Origin of the sequence: Myceligenerans pegani (genome assembly GCF_014892515.1) — a bacterium.
Lineage (GTDB): Bacteria > Actinomycetota > Actinomycetes > Actinomycetales > Cellulomonadaceae > Myceligenerans > Myceligenerans pegani.
In genome coordinates this window covers 58,833-77,940 of the sequence record NZ_JADBGR010000019.1, presented here as the reverse complement: position 1 = coordinate 77,940, position 19,108 = coordinate 58,833, and the positions used below count along the sequence as shown (strand labels likewise).

Below are 19,108 nucleotides of genomic sequence, written 5' to 3'. Positions count from 1 at the left end.
TGACGTGACGGCCCTGCGACCTGCGCTACGAGCCACCCTGCCGCGTCCGCTCGGAGCGGGCCCACAACGACTCGGGTCTCTCGCTCGCTCAGCAGGCTATGGCCAATGTCGCTCCAGCGGGAGGCCAAGACGCAGGCGACCAGCCGAGGTGACTAGCCGCACAAGTCACCCCGACCGACTCGCCGAACCAGCTATCGGTGCGATTCACTTCCAGGCTGTCTCCAGGGACACTGTGACCTCTACTCACGTTGTCCGCTCAGGACGTCGAAGGGACTTGCTCCGAAGCGCTCCCCGCCCGGCGCATCCGTTCTGACCAGTCCTGACGGGCGGGTCGTTCGTAGACTTGCCCCGACCCGCCGCCTGGGCGGGTCTCCCTATCAGATGAGAGGCTTCCGCGTGACTGACGTTGTCGCGATCAAGGACCAGGTGGAAGCAGCCGTTCAGGCTGCCCTGACCGAGGTGCTGCCGGCTGAGCTGGCCGGCGCCGACCCGGTGGTCCGACGATCCGACCGCGCGGACTTCCAGTCCAACGCCACCTTGGCCGTGGCGAAGAAGGCCCACCGGGCTCCCCGGGACATCGCCGCCGACGTCGTCACCCACGTCGCAGAAGGCGAGAGCCCGAAGATCGACGCCGAGGTGTCGGGTCCGGGGTTCTTGAACCTCACGGTTCCGGACCAGATGATCTGGTCGAACGTGGCCGCGCGTCTCGCTGATGACCGTCTCGGCGTGAGCACGTCGCGGACCGGTGAGCGGGTGGTGGTGGACTACTCGGCGCCGAACGTGGCCAAGCAGATGCACGTGGGCCATCTGCGCTCCACGATCATCGGTGACACCCTGGCCCGCGTCTTCGACCACCTCGGCGCAGGAGTGATCCGGCAGAATCACATCGGGGACTGGGGCACCCAGTTCGGCATGCTCATCCAATACCTGGACGAACACCCCGACGCGGCCTGGCGCGGCCGGGGCGCCGAAACCATGGACGCGCTGGACGGCTTGTACAAGGCCGCGCGCAAGGAGTTCGAGGCCGACCCCGCCTTCGCCGACCGCGCCCGTTCCCGCGTGGTGGCCCTCCAAGCCGGGGATGAGGCGACGGTGGCCACGTGGCGGGACCTGGTCGCGGAGTCCGAGACCGCGTTCGAGGCCATCTACCAGCGGCTGAACATCCAGCTCGACCACGACAACTTCGACGGGGAATCGCGCTACAACCCCGCCCTGCCCGGCATCGTCGAGGCCCTGACCGAAGCCGGTATCGCGATCGAGTCCGACGGCGCGATGGTCACCTTCACCGACGGCGTGGTCAACGCCGACGGAGACCCGGTGCCGTTGATCGTGCGCAAACGAGACGGCGGGTACGGGTACGCCGCCACCGACCTGGCCACCATCCGCCTGCGCGTGGACGAGTATCGGGCCGACCGGATCCTGTACGTGGTCGACGCCCGCCAGGCGCTGCACTTCCGCTTGGTGTTCGACACCGCACGCCGCGCCGGCTGGCTACCCGAGAGCGTGCATGCCCGGCATGTGGCGTTCGGGACCGTGCTGGGCACCGACGGACGCCCCTTCAAGACCCGCTCCGGGGACACTGTGCGCTTGACCGATCTCTTGGACGAAGCGGTCGGGCGCGCGCATGCGATCCTGGCCGAACGGGACACCGGCCTGGACGCTGAAGAGTTGGACGCGATCGCGAACGCCGCCGGGATCGCGGCGGTCAAGTACGCCGACCTGTCGAACACGCGCACCAAGGACTACGTGTACGACCCGGCCCAGATGGTCTCCTTCACCGGCAACACCGGCGTCTACCTCCAATACGCCCACGCCCGCATCCGCTCCATCCTCCGCAAAGCCGAACAGACACCACCCGACACCACGGCGACCGGCACCGCTGCGACCTCCGCAGCCGGACCCGACGCCGGCGAGCCGGGCATGCTCGCCGGTGTGGACGTGACCGCGCCCCTCGAACCCGCCGAGCGTGCCCTCGCACTCGCCCTGGACGAGTTCGACCAAGCCCTGCGCGACGTGGCCGACACCCTCGAACCCCACCGCCTGTGCGGCTACCTCTACGCCGTCGCGACCGCCTACACCAAGTTCTACGACACGTGCCCCGTCCTGACCGCCCCCAACCCCACCACCCGCACCAACCGCCTCGCCCTGTGCGACCTCACCGGCCGAACCCTCGACACCGGCCTCGGACTCCTCGGCATCACCGCACCCGAACGCATGTGAGAACTGCAGTCGAAGGTCGAATCCGACACGCGTCGGTGGATCAGGAAGGCTGTTCGCGGGTGGCCCATGACCTTCACGGACTCAGCCCTGCGGCGGAATGCTGGGCGGCCGGTTCGGCCTAGGCGGCGTGACGTTCTGCTGGGGGTGGGCCTGTCCAGGCGGCGGAGGTCCTGGCTGCGCGTAGCCCTGCGGCGGATACGGGTACGGCGAGTAGGGCGGCTGTTGCGGGTAGGGTGCGGGCCCGCCCGGGTGCGCGCCGTCGTCGTTCCTGCGGACGCGGAGCGCCTGCCACACCACGATCGCCAGGAGGAGCAGGATCACGAGCCCGCCGGCGCCGATGAGGAGGACCAGCCAGTCGGGGACGCCGGACGTCGTCGCGCCGCCCGGCGCCGCCGTGCCGGTCTCCGGCGTCGGGGACGGCTCCGCCGGCACGACGGCGGAGCCGCGGGCGTGGATCTCGTACTGCCCGCCCAGCGGCGGGTCCCAGCGCACGGTGTTCCCGTCGATCGTGCCGTTCGACTCGGTGACCGGGCCGGGGAACGCGATGTCGACGACGACGTCGATGTCGTCGAGCGACGCGCCCCCGCCCAGCCCGAGCCCGTCGGCGGTGAGATCGAGCGTGCCCGACACCACGTACTCGTCGCCCTCGCGCACGACGTTCACGGGCAGGCTCGTGGCCGTGCCGACCTGGGAGATGTTCACCTCGCCGTAGACGTAGCGCTCGCCCGTGTACCCGTCGGCCGCCCAGTCCTCGACGCGGACGGCGGTGTCGGCGGGATCGTTGCCCCGGACCAGGGTGTCGATGAAGTCCTCGGCCGACTGGCCGGTGTTCTCCAGGACCTGGTCCTCGACGCCGAGGACCAGGTTCGGCCGGGCGACGTCGTCGGGCGCGAGCTCCAGCTCCAGCCCCATCCGGACGCATCCGGACAGTGCGAGCACGAGCACGACGGCGGTCGCCGCCGCGAGGAGGCGGCGCGCGGCAGGTCCCGGGCGAGGAGTCACGCGGGCCAGTGTGCCGCAGGACGGCCCGCCGCCCAAGGCCCGCGCCTGCCACGACGCAAAGTTGAGCGGAATAGACTCAACTTTGAGATAGTTGGATCGGACGCGGCTCGACCACAGGCCGCGGCAGGGCCGTGCAACGGCAGCGGACGGACACATGGCGGACGGAGGACCCATGGAGACGAAGTTCACGACGAGGTCGCAGGAAGCGATCGGGGACGCGCTGCAATCGGCGTCCGCCGCGGGCAACCCGCAGCTCGAACCGGTGCACCTGCTCGCGGCACTCCTGGCGCAGCAGGGCGGCGTCGCCGTCGGCCTGCTCGAGGCCGTCGGCGCCGACGCGGCCGCCGTCGGGCAGCGGACGCGCGCCGCCCTCGTCGCGCTGCCGCAGGTCAGCGGTGAGAGCACGGCGCAGCCGGGAGCGAGCCGCGCCATGGCGGGCGTCCTCGACCTCGCCGGGAAGGAGGCCCAGGCGCTCGGCGACGAGTACGTCTCCACCGAGCACCTGCTCATCGGCATCGCCGCGGGCCGGTCGCCGGCCGCGCAGATCCTGTCCGACGCCGGAGCGGGCGCGGACGCCCTCCGCGCCGCACTGCCCGCCGTGCGCGGCTCCGGCCGCGTCACCAGCCCCAACCCCGAGGGCACGTACAAGGCGCTCGAGCAGTACGGCAGCGACCTCACCCAGCGCGCCCGCGACGGCGCGCTCGACCCGGTGATCGGCCGCGACTCCGAGATCCGCCGCGTCGTCCAGGTCCTGAGCCGCCGCACCAAGAACAACCCCGTGCTGATCGGCGAGCCCGGCGTCGGCAAGACCGCCGTCGTCGAAGGCCTGGCCCAGCGCATCGTCGACGGCGACGTGCCCGAGTCCCTCAAGGGCAAGCGCCTCGTCGCCCTCGACCTCGCGGGCATGGTCGCCGGCGCCAAGTACCGTGGCGAGTTCGAGGAACGCCTCAAGGCCGTCCTCGAGGAGATCACCGCCTCCGACGGCGAGGTCGTGACCTTCATCGACGAGCTGCACACCGTCGTCGGCGCCGGGGCGGGCAGCGAGGGCGCCATGGACGCGGGCAACATGCTCAAGCCCATGCTCGCCCGCGGCGAGCTCCGCATGGTCGGCGCCACCACCCTCGACGAGTACCGCGAGCACGTCGAGAAGGACCCGGCCCTGGAGCGGCGCTTCCAGCAGGTCTTCGTCGGCGAGCCGTCCGTCGAGGACACCGTCGCCATCCTGCGCGGCCTCAAGGAACGCTACGAGGCGCACCACAAGGTGACCATCGCCGACAGCGCGCTCGTGGCCGCCGCCGCGCTCTCCGACCGGTACATCACCGGGCGCCAGCTTCCCGACAAGGCAATCGACCTGGTCGACGAGGCCGCCTCGCGCCTGCGCATGGAGCTCGATTCCTCGCCCGTCGAGATCGACGAGCTGCAGCGCGCCGTGACCCGGCTGGAGATGGAGGAGGTCGTGCTGTCGGAGTCCGAGGACGCCGCCTCTCGCGAACGCCTCGGCAAGCTCCGCGCCGACCTCGCCGACAAGCGCGAGGCGCTCGCGTCCCTCACGGCGCGCTGGGAGGCCGAGAAGTCGGGCCGCAACCTCATCGGTGACCTGCGGGCCAAGCTCGACCAGCTGCGCACCGACGCGGACCGTGCCGAGCGCGAGGGCCGCTACGAGGACGCCGGCCGGCTGCGGTTCGGCGAGATGCCGGTCGTGGAGCGGCAGATCGCGGAGGCCGAGGCCGCCGAGTCCGAGGGCGCGGACGGGGTCGTCCCCGCGGAGGCGCCGCTCGTCGCGGACAAGGTGTCCGCGGACGAGATCGCCGAGGTCGTGTCCGCGTGGACCGGCATCCCCGCGGGTCGCCTGCTCCAGGGCGAGCAGGAGAAGCTCCTGCACATGGAGGACGTGCTGGGGGCGCGACTGATCGGCCAGAAGTCGGCGGTCGCCGCGGTGTCCGACGCCGTCCGCCGCTCCCGGGCGGGCGTCGCCGACCCGGACCGCCCCACCGGCTCGTTCCTGTTCCTCGGGCCGACGGGCGTCGGCAAGACCGAGCTCGCGAAGTCCCTCGCGGACTTCCTGTTCGACGACGAACGCGCCATGGTGCGCATCGACATGTCCGAGTACGGCGAGAAGCACTCGGTCGCCCGGCTCGTCGGGGCGCCCCCGGGCTACGTCGGCTACGAGGAGGGCGGACAGCTCACCGAGGCGGTCCGGCGTCGGCCCTACTCCGTCGTCCTGCTGGACGAGGTGGAGAAGGCCCATCCCGAGGTCTTCGACATCCTGCTCCAGGTGCTCGACGACGGGCGTCTCACCGACGGCCAGGGCCGCACCGTGGACTTCCGGTCCACGATCCTCGTGCTGACGTCCAACCTCGGGTCGCAGTTCCTCGTGGAACCGACGCTCGACGAGGCGGAGAAGAAGGACTCCGTCATGACGGCGGTCCGTGCGGCGTTCAAGCCGGAGTTCCTCAACCGGCTGGACGACGTCGTGATCTTCGACGCGCTCACCCTCGACGAGCTCGGCCGCATCGTGGACCTGCAGGTCGAGGCCCTCACCAAGCGTCTCGCCGAACGGCGGATCGCGCTCGAGGTCACCCCGGCCGCCCGCGAGTGGCTGGCGCTCGAGGGCTACGACCCCGCGTACGGGGCGCGGCCGCTGCGCCGGCTGGTGCAGCGCGAGATCGGCGACCAGCTCGCCAAGCTCCTGCTGGCGGGCGAGGCCTCGGACGGCGACACGGTCGCCGTCGACCGGACGGAGGGCGCGGACGGCCTCACCCTCACGACCACGCCGGTCCCGGCCTGAGGTCGGTTCCTGTGGAGTGGTCGGTCCTTTGCCGGATGATCGGTCGCCTGAGCGGCCGATCATCCGACGTCGGACCGACCATCCGACAGCCGGCCGACTACGCCAGCCCCAGGTCCTTCAGGCCGATCGGGAAGTGGTACTCCAGCCCGAGCGCCTCGATCTTCTCCCTGGCGCCGGTGTCCCGGTCGACGAGCGTCGCCACACCGGCGATCTCGGCCCCCTCGGCCCGCACGGCCTCGACGGCCTGGAGCAGGGAGCCGCCGGTGGTGGTCGTGTCGTCGACCACCACGACCCTGCGGCCCGCGATCCCCGGCCCCTCGATGCGCCGACCCGTGCCGTGCGACTTGGCCTCCTTGCGGATCACGAACGCGTCGAGGTCCTGCCCGCGCGACGCCGCGGCGTGCAGGAGCGCCGTGGCGATCGGGTCCGCGCCCATCGTCAGGCCGCCCACGGCGTCCACCTCGGCCGTACCGAGCCCGGCCTCCTCCAGGTGGTCCAGCAGCACGTGACCGATCAGCGGGGCCGCGCGGTGGTGCAGCGAGACCCGGCGCAGGTCGACGTAGTAGTCCGCCTCACGGCCGGAGCTCAGGGTCACCTTGCCGTGCACGACCGCGAGCTCCTTGATGAGCTCGATCAGCTGCTCGCGAGGTGTGGGGGAGAAGTCAGCACTCACGGGAGCAAGCGTACGTCGCGCCGTTGTGCCCGTGTGGTCGGTCCCTTCGTGAGCGATCGGCAGTTCGAATGACCGATCACTCACGAAGCTACCGACCGCCTCGCCGGAGGCCGCGGTCAGCGGACCTTGCCCACCGCCCTGACCGCCCAGCGCGGCGCGGCGCGCAGCAGTGCCGACGCCACCTTGTAGCGGACGGACGGCGTGGAGATCACGGCACCCCGGCGTACGTCCGCGAGCGCCTGCCGGACCACGGGCGGAGCGTCCAGCCAGGCCCAGCTCGGGATGGCGGTCTCGGGAATGCCGGCCCGCGCGTGGAACTCGGTGTGCGTGAAGCCGGGGCACAGGACCGTGGCGGTGACGCCGGTGCCCTTCAGGTCGACGGCGAGGCCCTCGGTGAAGGCCCGCACGTAGGCCTTCGCCGCCGCGTAGGTGCCGCCGGCGGTGAGCGCGGCGACCGAGGCGACGTTGAGGATCGCCCCTCGCCCGCGCGGCACCATCTGCTGCACGGCGGCGTGGCTGAGGTGCACCAGGGCGCGGATCATGACGTCGATCCCACGGAGTTCGCTGGTCACCCGTCCGCGCGTGAAGTTGCCGGGGGTCGCGAACCCGGCGTTGTTGACCAGCAGCCCGACGGCGGCGGGTCCGCCGGCCGCACCCGTGGCGGCGAGGCGGTCGGCCACGCGGTCGACGTCGCCGGGCACCGACAGGTCGGCCGGGAGGACCTCGACGGCCACGCCGGTCACGGTGTGGATGTTCTCCGCGACCTCCTTCAGGCGTTCCTCGTTCCGCGCCACCAGCACCAGGTCGTGCTGCGCCGCGGCGAGCTGCCACGCGAACTCCAGTCCCAACCCGGCGGAGGCGCCGGTGATCAGTGCCGTACCCATAGGGCGCAGGGTAGGCGCTCTGCCGGGCGGCGGTCACGGTGCGCGGTCATACGTGCGCGGTCCGCGGATCCGGGAACGTGCGCGGCTGCCGCGCCACCGGCGTCAGTTCGTGCCGGGCACGGCCGCGAGGGGGTCGGCGGCGGGGTCGATCCGGCCCGTCGCCGTGTCGTAGGCGAAGCCCTCGCGGACCCAGTACTCGAAGCCACCGAGCATCTCCTTGACCTCGTAGCCCTGCTTCGCGAGCTCGTGGGCGGCCTTGGTCGCCGCGTTGCAGCCGGGGCCCCAGCAGTACACGACGACGGGCATGTCGCGGGGGACGGTCCGCTCGGCGCGCAGGCGGATCTTGCCGCCCGGCAGGTGGAGGGCACCGGGAAGGTGGCCGGCGTCCCACGCCTCGGGGGATCGGACGTCAAGGAGCGTGAACTCCGTCCGGTCGTCGGAGAGTGCCGCGTGGACGTCGGCGACGTCGGTCTCGAAGGCGAGGCGGCGGCCGAAGTGTGCGACGGCGGCGGTGGGGTCGTAGGGGGTGGGGTCCGGAGTGATCGTCATGGCTCGATCCTCACCGCCAGGAGCTGGCGACGGGAGGGGCAGAAACGACCGTGATCGCTAAGATCCTGCCATGGCTCCTTCTGACGGGCGCGCCGCCGACGTCGTTGCTCCTGACGTGGTTGCTCCTGACGTGGTTGCTCCTGACGTGGTTGCTCCTGACGTGGTTGCTCCTGACGTGGTTGTTCCTGACGTGGTTGCTCCTGACACCGTCGCTCCTGTCGTGGTCGCCGCTCGGTCCCGCCCGCACCGCATCGCCGCGCTGGTGACCGAGGGCATGGCGCCGTTCGAGCTGAGTTCCGTCGTCGAGGTGTTCGGACTGCCGCGTCCGGAGGTCGACGGGCCCTGGTACGCCCTGGACGTGTGCAGCGACCGCCCCGGCACCCCGTTGCGTATGACCGGCGGGTTCACCCTGTCGGCCGAGCACGGTCTCGACGTGCTCGCCGGCGCGGACACCGTGATCGTTCCCGCCGTCGTCGATCCGCGCTCCGGACCCGGGGACGACGTCGTCCGGGCGCTCCGGGCCGCGCACGCCCGCGGGGCACGGGTGGTCTCGATCTGCTCCGGCGCGTTCGCCCTCGCGGCGGCCGGGCTGCTGGACGGGCGCGAGGCGACGACCCACTGGCAGTACGCCGGCCTCCTCGCGGAGCGGTTCCCGGCGGTCTCGGTTCGTCCCGACGTGCTGTACGTGGACCACGGCGACGTCCTGACCAGCGCGGGCAGCGCGGCGGGCCTCGACCTGTGCCTGCACCTGGTGCGCATCGACCACGGCGCGGCGGTGGCGAACACCGTGGCCCGCCGCCTCGTCGTGCCGCCGCATCGTGAGGGCGGGCAGGCGCAGTTCATCGAGGCGCCGGTGGTCCCGGTGGCGGAACGGGACGACGTCGGAGCCGCGCTCGCCTGGGCCCTCGACCACCTGACGGAGTCGATCACCGTGGAGTCGCTCGCTCGCCGCGCCCACATGGCGCCCCGCACGTTCGCGCGACACTTCGCGCGCCGTACCGGGACGTCGCCGATCCGCTGGCTCATCGCCCAGCGGGTCCAGGCCAGCCTCCCGCTGCTGGAGGCCGGGGAGTCGGTGACCCGGACGGCCGCGCTGGTCGGCTTCGACAGCCCGGTGACGTTCCGCCACCACTTCACGCGCGCGATGGGCACGAGCCCCGCCGGCTACCGCCGGGCGTTCCACGGCGAGGGAACGCGCGGGTAGGTGTGGTCGGCCGGACGTGGGGCGCGGTCGGCCGGTTGTCGAGCGGCCGGTCCGTTGTGTGGGGTGGTCGGCCGCACGTCGCATGATCGGTCCCCGGGCGGCCGACGATGCGACATCCGACCGACCACCCCACACCAGCGCCCGACCACGCCGGTCCCGAGCGCGTAGCCTGGCCCGCGTGCGGATCGCCACCTGGAACGTCAACAGTCTTCGCGCGCGGATCGACCGTACGCTCGCCGTCCTCGAACGCTGGGACCTCGACGTCCTGGCGCTCCAGGAGACCAAGTGCCGCGACGACCAGTTCCCGCTCGTCGCGTTTGCCGAGGCCGGCTACGAGGTGGCGCACACGGGGCTGAATCAGTGGAATGGCGTCGCGATCGCCTCCCGCGTCGGATTGGACGACGTCGCGACGTCGTTCCCCGGTCAGCCAGGGTTCCGGAAGCTGACGGCGGACACCGACCCGGCGCCGTCCGCGGACACCCTGCTCGACGTGGCGCCGCCGGTCGAGGCCCGCGCCATCGGCGCGACCTGCGGCGGGATCCGCGTCTGGAGTCTGTACGTGCCGCACGGCCGGGCGCTCGGCGACCCGCACTACGAGTACAAGCTCACCTGGCTGGAGCAGCTGCGCGTGGTCGCGCGCGACTGGGCCGTCGATCCGGCGTCGCAGGTCGCCCTGCTGGGTGATTGGAACGTGATCCCGCTGGACACGGACGTCTACGACGTGGCCGACTTCGCCGGGAAGACCCACGTCTCCCCGCGGGAACGCGCGGCGTTCGACGACTTCGCACAGGCGGGGTACACGGAGGTGAGCCGCGAGCACGTGCCGACGGAGCACACCTATACCTACTGGGACTACCAGCAGCTCGCGTTCCCGCGGAACAAAGGGCTCCGCATCGACTTCGCCTGGACGACGGCGGCCGTGGCGGAGCGGGTGCGTGGTGTGCACATCGACCGCGAGGAGCGCAAGGGAAAGGGCGCCAGCGACCACGTGCCGGTGATCCTCGAGCTGACCGACTGACCCGTGCGGCAGGAGTCGCCGAGCGAGGTCGGGCCGACCTCTGCGGCGACTCTGGGGAGATCTGGTGTGATGTGGCGAGGGCCACCAGCAGATTCACCCGATCGCAGACGAAATCGATAGGTTGGCCTCCATGACGTCGCCCGACCAGCCCGAGGTCAACGAAGAGGTCAACGAACCGGACCAGTCGACACCTGCCGCGGCGCCGGACGACCACGCCGAACCGAGCGCCACGGATCGGGTGCACGACAGCGAGCCCGCCCCGCCCGAGCCGAGCGACGAGCCCGCTGCGGACGACACTGTGGTGCGCGACGCGGCGGCGGACGACGCCACGGTGGTGGACGACGCCGCCGTTGACGAGGTTGCTGCGGACAGCGCTGCGGTGGACAGCGCTCTGGTGGACGACGCGGCGGCGGACGACGCGACAGCCGACGCGACAGCCGACGAGGCGGTCGACGCGACAGCCGACGAGGCGGTCGACGAGGCGGCTGTGGACCATGCCGCGGCGGGAGCGGACGGCAGCGGGGAGCCCACGGCCGGCCCCGACGCCGGTTCGGAGGACGGATCCCGTGGCCCGGGCGAGACCGTGACGGCGCCGAGCGGCGATGCGGCCGACGGCGCACGGCCGGCGGAACCGGCACAGGAGCCGGCGGCAGCCGAGAGCGCGGAGCCCGCCGACGTCCCCGCAGACGCCGGGGCTCCTGCAGGCCCGCGCGAACAGCGTGCCGAAGCAGCTGATACGGCCGATACGTCGGATCCGGCCGACCGGAGCGCCGCCGCAGCGGGCCGCGGCGACGGCGACGAGGTGGACGGCGGCGCGGACGAGGAGTCCGACGCGGCCGCGTCGTTCGAGGACCTCGCTCTGCTGGCCATCTCGTCGGCACACGAGACGCAGACGGGGCCGCGCGCGATCCCGCAACCCGCGGCTACCGGAGAAGACGAGCCCGCGGCCGGAGCCGATGAGCTCGCCACGGTAGACACCGGCGCCGACACGAAGACCCCTGGCGGCGACGAGCCGGAACAGGGAGCCTCCCCGGAGCCGGAGCCGGCGTCCGAATCGGAATCTGCGCTCGAGCGGACCCCAGAACCCGGGTGGCGGCCAGGGCCACTGCCCCGTCCGGAATCCGGCTCAGGACCGGAGCCGGAGGCGGCGTCCGGGGCTCAGCCCGAGGCCGAGCCGACGTTCGCGCCGCCGAGCGGGCCCACGTCCGCCGTCGGACCGGTACCGCCTGCTCCCGTGCGGCCCGCGGAGCAGGTGCCACCGCCGCCGCCCCCGGCCCAGCGTGTCCTGCCGTGGCAGGCGCCCGCACAGGACCAGGCCGCCCCCTCGGCGCCCGGCTACATGCCGGACGCCCAGCCGTCGTCGCAGGCCCAGCCGGCACCCCCGCACACTCCGCAGGCCCAGCCGGCGCCCCCGCAGGTGCCACAGGCCCCCCAACAGGCCCAACCACCGCTCTCCCCCGCCGACACCGGGGCCCGCCCGGCGCCCGGCGCGTTCCCCCAGCAGGCGCAGCTCCCGCCGGCCTGGAACGAAGCCCACGACTACGCGGCCGGGACGGCCTACGCAGGCTGGGATCCGACCGAGCTCGCCGCAGCCGAGAAGCGCCGCAAGAGGAACCTCGGCCTCGCCGGCGCCGCGATCGCGGGCGTGGCGGTGGTCGCCGTCGTCCTCACGATGATCGGGAGCGCGATGACCGAGCGCGGCTGGGAGCCCGTCGCGGCCGATCTCGCCGAGGCGCGCGAGGTCAATTCCGTTCAGCTGGTGCTGGGGTCGTGCATCGACAAGATCCCGCTCGACGGGGCGGTGGACACGGTGCGTGTCGTCCCGTGCGGCTCGCCGCACGAGGCGCAGGTGGTGGGTCGCACGGACTTCGGGCAGGACGCGATCTGGCCCGGCGAGGACGCCGCCGGCCAGAAGGTCGCGCGGGTCTGCGGTGCCAAGCAGCTCAGCGCCGAGGTCCGGAAGAGCGAACGGGCGAAGCGGCTCCGTTACGTGGTCTGGACACCGAGCGAGTCGTCCTGGGACGACGGCGACCGGATCGGCCTCTGCGTGGCGGCCAGCGACACGGCGCTCACGGCCTCCCTGCTGGACTGACATCTGGACCGACAGCTGGACCGACATCGCGCGTCGCCCCGCCGGGACGTTTGTCGGGGCCCCACAGGCGAGGGCCGTGCACGTAAACGACCTGCACTGATATTGCCGCAGGTGAGGACATGGGCCTCACTTGACGATACATTTACGCCATGGAGCCTTTTGTCCTATTCCTGGCGGTGGTCGTGGCGCTCGCCGTCGGCGTGCTGGCCACCCGGCCGCTGCGCGAGCGCCGTCGTGTCCGGGAGATCGCCGAGTGGGCGGACATGAACGGCTGGGAGCGCCCGGAGGCCACCTCCGACCCCGAACTGCCCGGCCGCTGGCAGGGCGGCCCGTTCCTGCAAGGCGTCCCCCAGCCCGCCACGGACGTGCTGTACGGCGAGGTCGCCGGTCAGCGCATGATCTCGTTCACCCACACCTGGCGGACGGGCACTCCCGAGTCCAGGTTCTCCCGGAAGCGGTACGCCCATGTGGTCGCGCTCGACGAGGAGCCGGCGGAGCCGCGCCTCGAGCTCACACCCGAGGGCTGGCGGGACAAGCTGCAGAAGGTGTTCGGCGGACAGGACGTCCAGCTGGGCAACCCGGCGTTCGACGACGCCTGGCGGGTCCGTGCCTCCGACGACGGCTTCGCCCGCCGCGTGCTCGACCCCCGCTTCATGTCGATGCTGATGCTGCCCGACTACCAGCGCACGCGGATCCGCGTGGACGGCCCGTCGGTGCTGCTGTGGACCTCGGGTCGGACCAGCGCGGACAACCTCGCCGAGCTGTCGTCGAGGCTCGTCGAGGTCGCCCGCCTGACGATCCCGCTGGAGAAGGGCCAGCCGGTCTTCGAACAGGGCGGAGACATCGGCCTCCCGGGCATGGGCTTCGAGAAGATCTGACGGCCTCCGGCGCGGCGGGTTCTGCCGGCGCACGCCACCATCCGCGGTCGCGACGTTCCGTCCCGGGTGTCGCCACCACTCGCGGTCGCGACGTTCCGTCCCGAGTGTCAGGGGAGGCCAGTACGCTGCGTGTCGTGACTACCCAGCACGACGCCACGTCGCCCCGCCATGCCACGTCGTCCGCCGGCCGGGCCTCGTCGTGGTCGTCCGCCCCGCTGAACGCCGTGCGGGGCGGGCTCGTCGGCGCCGCCGAGTCGGTGCCCGGCATCTCGGGCGGCACGATCGCGCTCGTCGTCGGCCTGTACGACCATCTGATCGACGCCGCGAGCCAGCTCGTCCACGCCGCTCGTGAGTTCGTCACCGGCATCGCCCGCGGGCGTGGCGTCGGCGCCGGCCTGCGCGCGCTGAAGGAGGTCAACTGGCCCCTCCTGGTGCCGGTGCTGATCGGCATGGCCGTGGTGCTGCTGCTCTCCCTCAGGCTGATCGCTCCGCTGCTCGAGTCGAACCCCGTGCCCACACGCTCCGTGTTCTTCGGCATGATCGCGGTCAGCATCGCCGTGCCGCTGCGCATGATGCCGCTCCGGTTCCGCGCGCTCGACGCCCTCCTCTTCCTCGCGGCCGCGGGCGCGGCGTTCCTGCTGACCGGTCTTCCCGCGGCCGAGGTCGGAGAGCCTGAGCTCTGGTACGTCTTCATCGGCGCCGCACTGGCGATCAACGCCCTCGTGCTGCCGGGTGTGTCGGGCTCGTTCCTGCTGCTCGTGATGGGCCTCTACATCCCCGTCCAGCACGCGATCGAAGAGCGCGACCTCGGGTTCGTCGCGGTCTTCGCCCTGGGCGCCCTGGTGGGGCTCGGGAGCTTCGTCAAGGTGCTCAGGTGGCTGCTGCACCATCGTCGCCAGGGCACGATGGCGGTGCTCGCGGGCCTGATGCTGGGCTCGCTGCGATCACTCTGGCCGTGGCAGGGCGAGTCCAACGAACTGCTCGCGCCGACGGGCTCGGTGGCCGGCCCGGTGCTGCTCGCGCTGGCCGGTGCGGGCGTCGTGCTGATCGCGATGCTGTGGGAGTCCCGGGTGGCTCGTGACGCCTGACCCGGGCGGGACGCCTGCCGAGGGGGCCCGGGCCGGCATGGTCGCCGACGGCTCCGGTACGCCGGGCCCCGCCCCCGCGGTCGGCGTCGGGCCGTGGCCGGGCGGCCCGGAGGCGTGGCCCACGGTGGACGACGGCGCCGGGCCCCGACCCGACCCGCGCTACGACCCCGAGCTGCTCGCCGAGGGTGACCGGCGGAACGTCGCCGACCGATACCGGTACTGGACGGTCGAGGCCATCGTCGCGGACATGGACGCCCGCCGCCCGGCGGACCGGCAACTGCACGTCGCGATCGAGAACTGGTCGCACGACCTGAACATCGGATCGGTGGTGCGTACCGCGAACGCGTTCAACGTGGCGGGCGTGCACGTGGTGGGACGACGACGGTGGAACCGGCGCGGAGCGATGGTGACGGATCGCTACCTGCACGTCCACCACCACCCCCACGCCGCGGAGCTGGCGGCCTGGGCCGCCGGCCAGGAAGTCGGCGAGAGCGGTCCCGCTCGACCCGGTCGCGGCGAGCGCGCCGTCGGCGAGGACGGTTCCGCCGGTCCGAGCGGCACCGAGCGCACCGTCGGCGAGGAGCCCGGTGACGACGGCCGCGCCCTCCCGATCATCGGCATCGACAACATCCCGGGCTCCGTCCCGATCGAGGGCCACGATCTCCCCCCGCGGTGCATCCTGCTGTTCGGGCAGGAGTCGACGGGCCTGACGCCCGAGGCGCAGGCGGTGTGCGACGTCGTCCTCCACATCACGCAGTACGGCTCCACCCGTTCGGTCAACGCCGGGGCCGCCGCGGCCATCGCCATGCACGCGTGGGTCGCGCAGCACCTGTGACCCGGCGCGTGTCGCGTCTCCCGGCCGACGGGTGCCGTGGCCACCGCTCGGCTTACGCCGGGCCGCCCCCGGCGCAAGCGGTGCCCGCTGCCCGACCGCCGTCGTGCCCGTCGCTGTCGGCGCCGGGTGGCCATGAACCGCAATCCTCGGCGGGCGTTCTTGTCGTGGACGGCCACGCCACCGGGTCCGTGCGCGCATAAGATCGTTGGTGCATACCCGGGCGGACCTGGAAGCGACGGACGCCCACACCACGAGTTACTTGGAGCTGGAGCAGATGCCCATCGCAACCCCCGAGGTCTACGGCGAGATGATCGACCGGGCCAAGGCCGGTAAGTTCGCCTACCCCGCGGTCAACATCACGTCGTCCCAGACCATCACCGCAGCTCTGCGCGGCTTCGCCGAGGCGGAGTCGGACGGGATCATCCAGGTCTCGGTCGGCGGCAGCGAGTACGGCTCGGGCGCGACGGTCAAGGACCGCATCGCCGGTTCGCTCGCCCTCGCCGCCTACGCCACCGAGGTCGCGAAGAACTACCCCGTGAACATCGCGATCCACACCGACCACTGCGTCAAGGAGAACCTCGAGTCCTGGGTGAAGCCGCTGCTCGCCATCGAGGCGGAGCAGGTCAAGAACGGCCAGAACCCGACGTTCCAGTCGCACATGTACGACGGCTCCACCGTCCCGCTGGACGAGAACCTGGTGATCTCCGCCGAGCTCCTCGAGCTGTCGCAGGCCGCGAAGACGATCCTGGAGATCGAGGTCGGCGTCGTCGGTGGCGAGGAGGACGGCCACGAGGCCGAGATCAACGAGAAGCTGTACACGACGCCGGCGGACGGCCTGGCCACGGTCAAAGCGCTCGGCGCGGGGGAGAAGGGTCGTTACCTGACGGCGCTGACCTTCGGCAACGTGCACGGCGTCTACAAGCCCGGCGCCGTCAAGCTGCGCCCGTCGATCCTGGCGGACATCCAGAAGGCGGTCGGTGACGAGATCGGCAAGGAGAACCCGTTCGACCTCGTCTTCCACGGCGGCTCGGGTTCGACCGAGGCGGAGATCGCCGAGGCGGTCGACAACGGCGTCATCAAGATGAACATCGACACGGACACGCAGTACGCGTTCAGCCGTCCGGTGGCCGACCACTTCTTCAAGAACTACGACGGCGTCCTGAAGGTCGACGGCGAGGTCGGCAACAAGAAGGCCTACGACCCGCGCGCGTGGGGCAAGCTCGCGGAGGCCGGCATGGCCGCCCGCGTCGTCGAGGCCTGCCGGCAGCTGCGCAGCGCCGGCACCAAGCTGAAGTGACTCGGAGGCCGCGCGAGTAGGTAGCGACCTCTGGCGGCTTCGCGGCCGGGCGACACTACTTCGCCTGGTCGCGGAGCTTGGCCCAGACCAGTTTCCCCGTGCCGGACGGCCGCCAGCCCCACTCGGCGAGACGGTCCACGATCTGCATGCCGAAGCCGCCCAGGCGGTTCGGGTGCCCGTCCGTCGCGACCGGCGGCGCCGGGTTGGAGTCCTCGACCTCGATCCGCAGCCCCTCGCCCGTGTCGTAGAGCCGCAGTGCGATGTGGCCCCAGCCGTGCAGCACGCCGTTGGCCACGAGCTCCGACACCACCAGCTCGGCCTGCGCCGACTCCTCGATGCCCCACGCCTGGCACGTGCGCAGCACCGCGTGCCTCGCCCGCCCGATCGACGACGGCTCGCTCGGCAGCATCCAGCGCCGCCACCGCGGCGACAGCGTCGGCTGGGCGCGGTCGCCCTCGGGATCGGGGACCCGCACGACGACGATCGCGACGTCGTCCTCCGGCTTGTCGGCCAGCCGCGCCAGCAGCTCCTCGCCGACGCCGGCCGCGTCCTTGGCCTGGATCGCCGCGGCGGTCTCCAGCAGCGCCTCCAGCCCGAGACGCAGCGGCCGGTCGCGGCGTTCGATCAGGCCGTCCGTGTAGAACAGCAGCGTGTCGCCCCGGCGCAGCTCGTGCGTCCCGGTGGTGCGCTCGCGCGAACCGAAGCCGATCAGCGCGCCCCCGCCCTGATCCAGCGTGATGACCTCACCGGCGCGCAGCAGCAGTGGCGGAAGGTGCCCGGCCCGGGAGTACTCGATGGCATGGCAGCCCTCGTCGTCCTTGTGCAGGGCCGCGTACACCATGCTCGCCGAGCGGGGGATCCCCATCCCCGCCACGAGCTGATCGACCTTCTCCAGCACCTGCCCGGGCGTGAACAGCTCGAACGCGTAGGACCGGACCACGGAGCGCAGCTGGCCCATGGTGGCGGCCGCCTCGACGTCGTGCCCGACGACGTCCCCGATGACGAGCCCCACCACCTCCGTCGAGATCTGCAGGATGTCGTACCAGTCGCCCCCCACCTGGGCGTGCTCGGCGTTGGGGGCGTAGTAAGTCCACACGTCGATGCCCGGGACGTCCGCCTGTTCCGGCAGCATCGCGCGCTGCAGGGTCTCCGCGAGGCGGTGTTCGCGGGCGTAGAGGCGCGCGTTGTCGATCGCGTTCCCGGCCCGGCGCGCGACCACCTCCAGCACGCCCCGGACCTCCTCGGACTCGTCGGTGCCTTCGTAGAACAGGACCTCGTCAGCGCCGGCGTCGGCCAGCCAGACCACCAGCAGGCCCAGCGTGCTCTTCCGTCCGGCCACGGGGTGCACGACGACGCTGCGGGGAACCCCGCCCATCTCGTCCGTCAGACGCCGGTTCAGCTCGCGCTGCAGCCAGCCGGAGGCGGAGTACTGCGCGTGCGGGATGTCGAGGTGCAGGGTGACCGGTTCGTCGCCCTTGCCGTCGAGGAGGTCCTGGACGTTGTCGACGACCTCGAGCAGCCGGCCCGGGGCGACCGTCGTCGCATCACCCGCGGCCGTGGTGTCGCCGAGCTGGTCCTGGACGCCGCGGTGCGGTGCGCTGCGGGGCTGGTCGTCCCCGGCGACGTACCGGGCGTGCCGGCGACCACGACCCGACGGGGGGTTCGCGACGTCGATGCCCTCCGCGGGCTTGAGGCCGTCGTCGTTCACGTAGAAGCCGGCCCACTTCACCACGTGGCCGAGCAGCTCGGCGATGTCGCGCAGCACGTACGGGTACTCGAGGTCCGCGAGCAGCTCCGTGGTCTGCGCGATCAGATCGCTGTCCTCGCGCTGCCGGTTCTCCATGGCCTGGCTGGCGAGCTGGGCCGCCTGGCGCTCCATGTGCTCCGAGACGTCGACGCTGATCCCGATCCAGTGCGTGACCCGGCCGTGGTGCGCCGCCCGGGCGGGGGTCAGGGTGAGCTGCACCCAGCCCGAGACCCCGCCGCGCAGCGCGGACCGCGCCATCGTCTGCACCTCCTCGCCCGCGGCCAGGTGCTCCCGCAGCTTGGCGAAGTCCTCGGGGTCACCGAGCCTGTCGCCCAGGACGGAGAGCTTGCGCCCCGCGAGGTCGGTGAAGCGCACATCCGCGTACTTCTCGAACGCCTCGTTCGCCCACAGCAGGGGCAGGCCGTCCTCGAAGGAACCGGTGAGGAACACCGGGACGCCGATACTCGCGGCGCCGCGCAGCACGAGATCACCGACCGACGGCGGCATCGGCCGACGCGCCTGCGGCGGGTCGGTACGGCGCGGCGCGGCGAGCGGCTCGGGGACTCCGGAGCCCCCCGCGGCCGCCGGGGACGCGTTCTCCCCGTCCGACGACGGCGGACCCATGGCCGACGAGCGCGGACCCATGGCCGACGTGATCGGGCCGGCGGGAAGCGGCGGGACCGGCGGTGTGCGACCCTGACCTGGGCCGTCGGGGGGGACCGACCAGGACAAGTTGCCTATCATCCTGTCCCCCTTTCGACAATCTCTGCGTTGCCTCTGTTCCAACAGGACATTCAACCGTAGATTGGGACAGTCCGAGAGGTGAACCCCCA

The 19,108-nt window shown here is 72.1% G+C and carries 14 protein-coding genes; 9 read left to right on the top strand and 5 right to left on the bottom strand.

Translation table 11 applies throughout. The annotated features are described in order from the left end of the window. The first annotated feature begins 396 nt into the window (after positions 1-396). Positions 397-2,220: an arginine--tRNA ligase gene (gene argS / locus IIE03_RS01785; RefSeq protein WP_318842742.1), complete on the top strand. Its 1,824-nt coding sequence runs from the start codon at positions 397-399 to the stop codon at positions 2,218-2,220. A gap of 81 nt (positions 2,221-2,301) precedes the next feature. Here argS and IIE03_RS01780 read toward each other — a convergent pair whose 3' ends face one another. Further along, positions 2,302-3,222, bottom strand: coding sequence for an LppM family (lipo)protein (locus IIE03_RS01780; RefSeq protein ID WP_192861001.1), 921 nt, complete (start codon positions 3,220-3,222; stop codon positions 2,302-2,304). Between the two features lie 172 nt (positions 3,223-3,394). Between IIE03_RS01780 and clpB the strand changes: the two genes are divergently transcribed. Next, positions 3,395-6,010 carry an ATP-dependent chaperone ClpB gene (gene clpB / locus IIE03_RS01775; protein WP_192861000.1) on the top strand — a complete coding sequence of 872 codons (2,616 nt, stop codon included), beginning with the start codon at positions 3,395-3,397 and terminating at the stop codon, positions 6,008-6,010. A gap of 97 nt (positions 6,011-6,107) precedes the next feature. On the opposite strand, the gene pyrE is transcribed toward clpB, so the two are convergent. The 3 genes from pyrE to IIE03_RS01760 all read right to left on the bottom strand — a co-directional run bounded on the left by pyrE (position 6,108) and on the right by IIE03_RS01760 (position 8,116). Continuing rightward, complete coding sequence (gene pyrE, locus IIE03_RS01770) at positions 6,108-6,683, bottom strand: orotate phosphoribosyltransferase (protein ID WP_192860999.1); 576 nt, start codon at positions 6,681-6,683, stop codon at positions 6,108-6,110. Positions 6,684-6,799: 116 nt separating this feature from the next. After that, complete coding sequence (locus IIE03_RS01765; RefSeq protein ID WP_192860998.1) at positions 6,800-7,567, bottom strand: SDR family NAD(P)-dependent oxidoreductase; 768 nt, start codon at positions 7,565-7,567, stop codon at positions 6,800-6,802. 102 nt (positions 7,568-7,669) lie between these two features. Then, the gene (locus IIE03_RS01760) at positions 7,670-8,116 is read right to left on the bottom strand and encodes a rhodanese-like domain-containing protein (protein WP_192860997.1); all 447 of its coding nucleotides are present in this window, start codon (positions 8,114-8,116) and stop codon (positions 7,670-7,672) included. Positions 8,117-8,186: 70 nt separating this feature from the next. Between IIE03_RS01760 and IIE03_RS01755 the strand changes: the two genes are divergently transcribed. The 7 genes from IIE03_RS01755 (at position 8,187) to fbaA (ending at position 16,528) form a co-directional block, all read left to right on the top strand. Continuing rightward, positions 8,187-9,320, top strand: a complete 1,134-nt coding sequence (locus IIE03_RS01755) for a helix-turn-helix domain-containing protein (protein WP_225997099.1) — start codon at positions 8,187-8,189, stop codon at positions 9,318-9,320. A 178-nt stretch (positions 9,321-9,498) separates the two neighbouring features. Then, positions 9,499-10,338, top strand: a complete 840-nt coding sequence (locus tag IIE03_RS01750) for an exodeoxyribonuclease III (RefSeq protein WP_192860996.1) — start codon at positions 9,499-9,501, stop codon at positions 10,336-10,338. Positions 10,339-10,468: 130 nt separating this feature from the next. Then, on the top strand, positions 10,469-12,430 hold the full coding sequence (locus IIE03_RS01745) for a septum formation family protein (RefSeq protein WP_192860995.1): 1,962 nt from the start codon (positions 10,469-10,471) through the stop codon (positions 12,428-12,430). A 149-nt stretch (positions 12,431-12,579) separates the two neighbouring features. Next, entirely contained in the window at positions 12,580-13,308 is a 729-nt protein-coding gene (locus tag IIE03_RS01740) for a type III secretion system chaperone family protein (RefSeq protein WP_192860994.1), read from the top strand. Positions 13,309-13,442: 134 nt separating this feature from the next. Then, positions 13,443-14,396, top strand: coding sequence for a DUF368 domain-containing protein (locus tag IIE03_RS01735; protein ID WP_192860993.1), 954 nt, complete (start codon positions 13,443-13,445; stop codon positions 14,394-14,396). Positions 14,397-14,433: 37 nt separating this feature from the next. After that, positions 14,434-15,231 carry a TrmH family RNA methyltransferase gene (locus tag IIE03_RS01730; RefSeq protein ID WP_192861024.1) on the top strand — a complete coding sequence of 266 codons (798 nt, stop codon included), beginning with the start codon at positions 14,434-14,436 and terminating at the stop codon, positions 15,229-15,231. Positions 15,232-15,505: 274 nt separating this feature from the next. Next, complete coding sequence (gene fbaA / locus IIE03_RS01725; protein ID WP_192860992.1) at positions 15,506-16,528, top strand: class II fructose-bisphosphate aldolase; 1,023 nt, start codon at positions 15,506-15,508, stop codon at positions 16,526-16,528. Positions 16,529-16,583: 55 nt separating this feature from the next. On the opposite strand, the gene IIE03_RS01720 is transcribed toward fbaA, so the two are convergent. Beyond that, positions 16,584-18,920, bottom strand: a complete 2,337-nt coding sequence (locus tag IIE03_RS01720; RefSeq protein ID WP_225997098.1) for an ATP-binding SpoIIE family protein phosphatase — start codon at positions 18,918-18,920, stop codon at positions 16,584-16,586. Positions 18,921-19,108 lie beyond the last annotated feature (188 nt).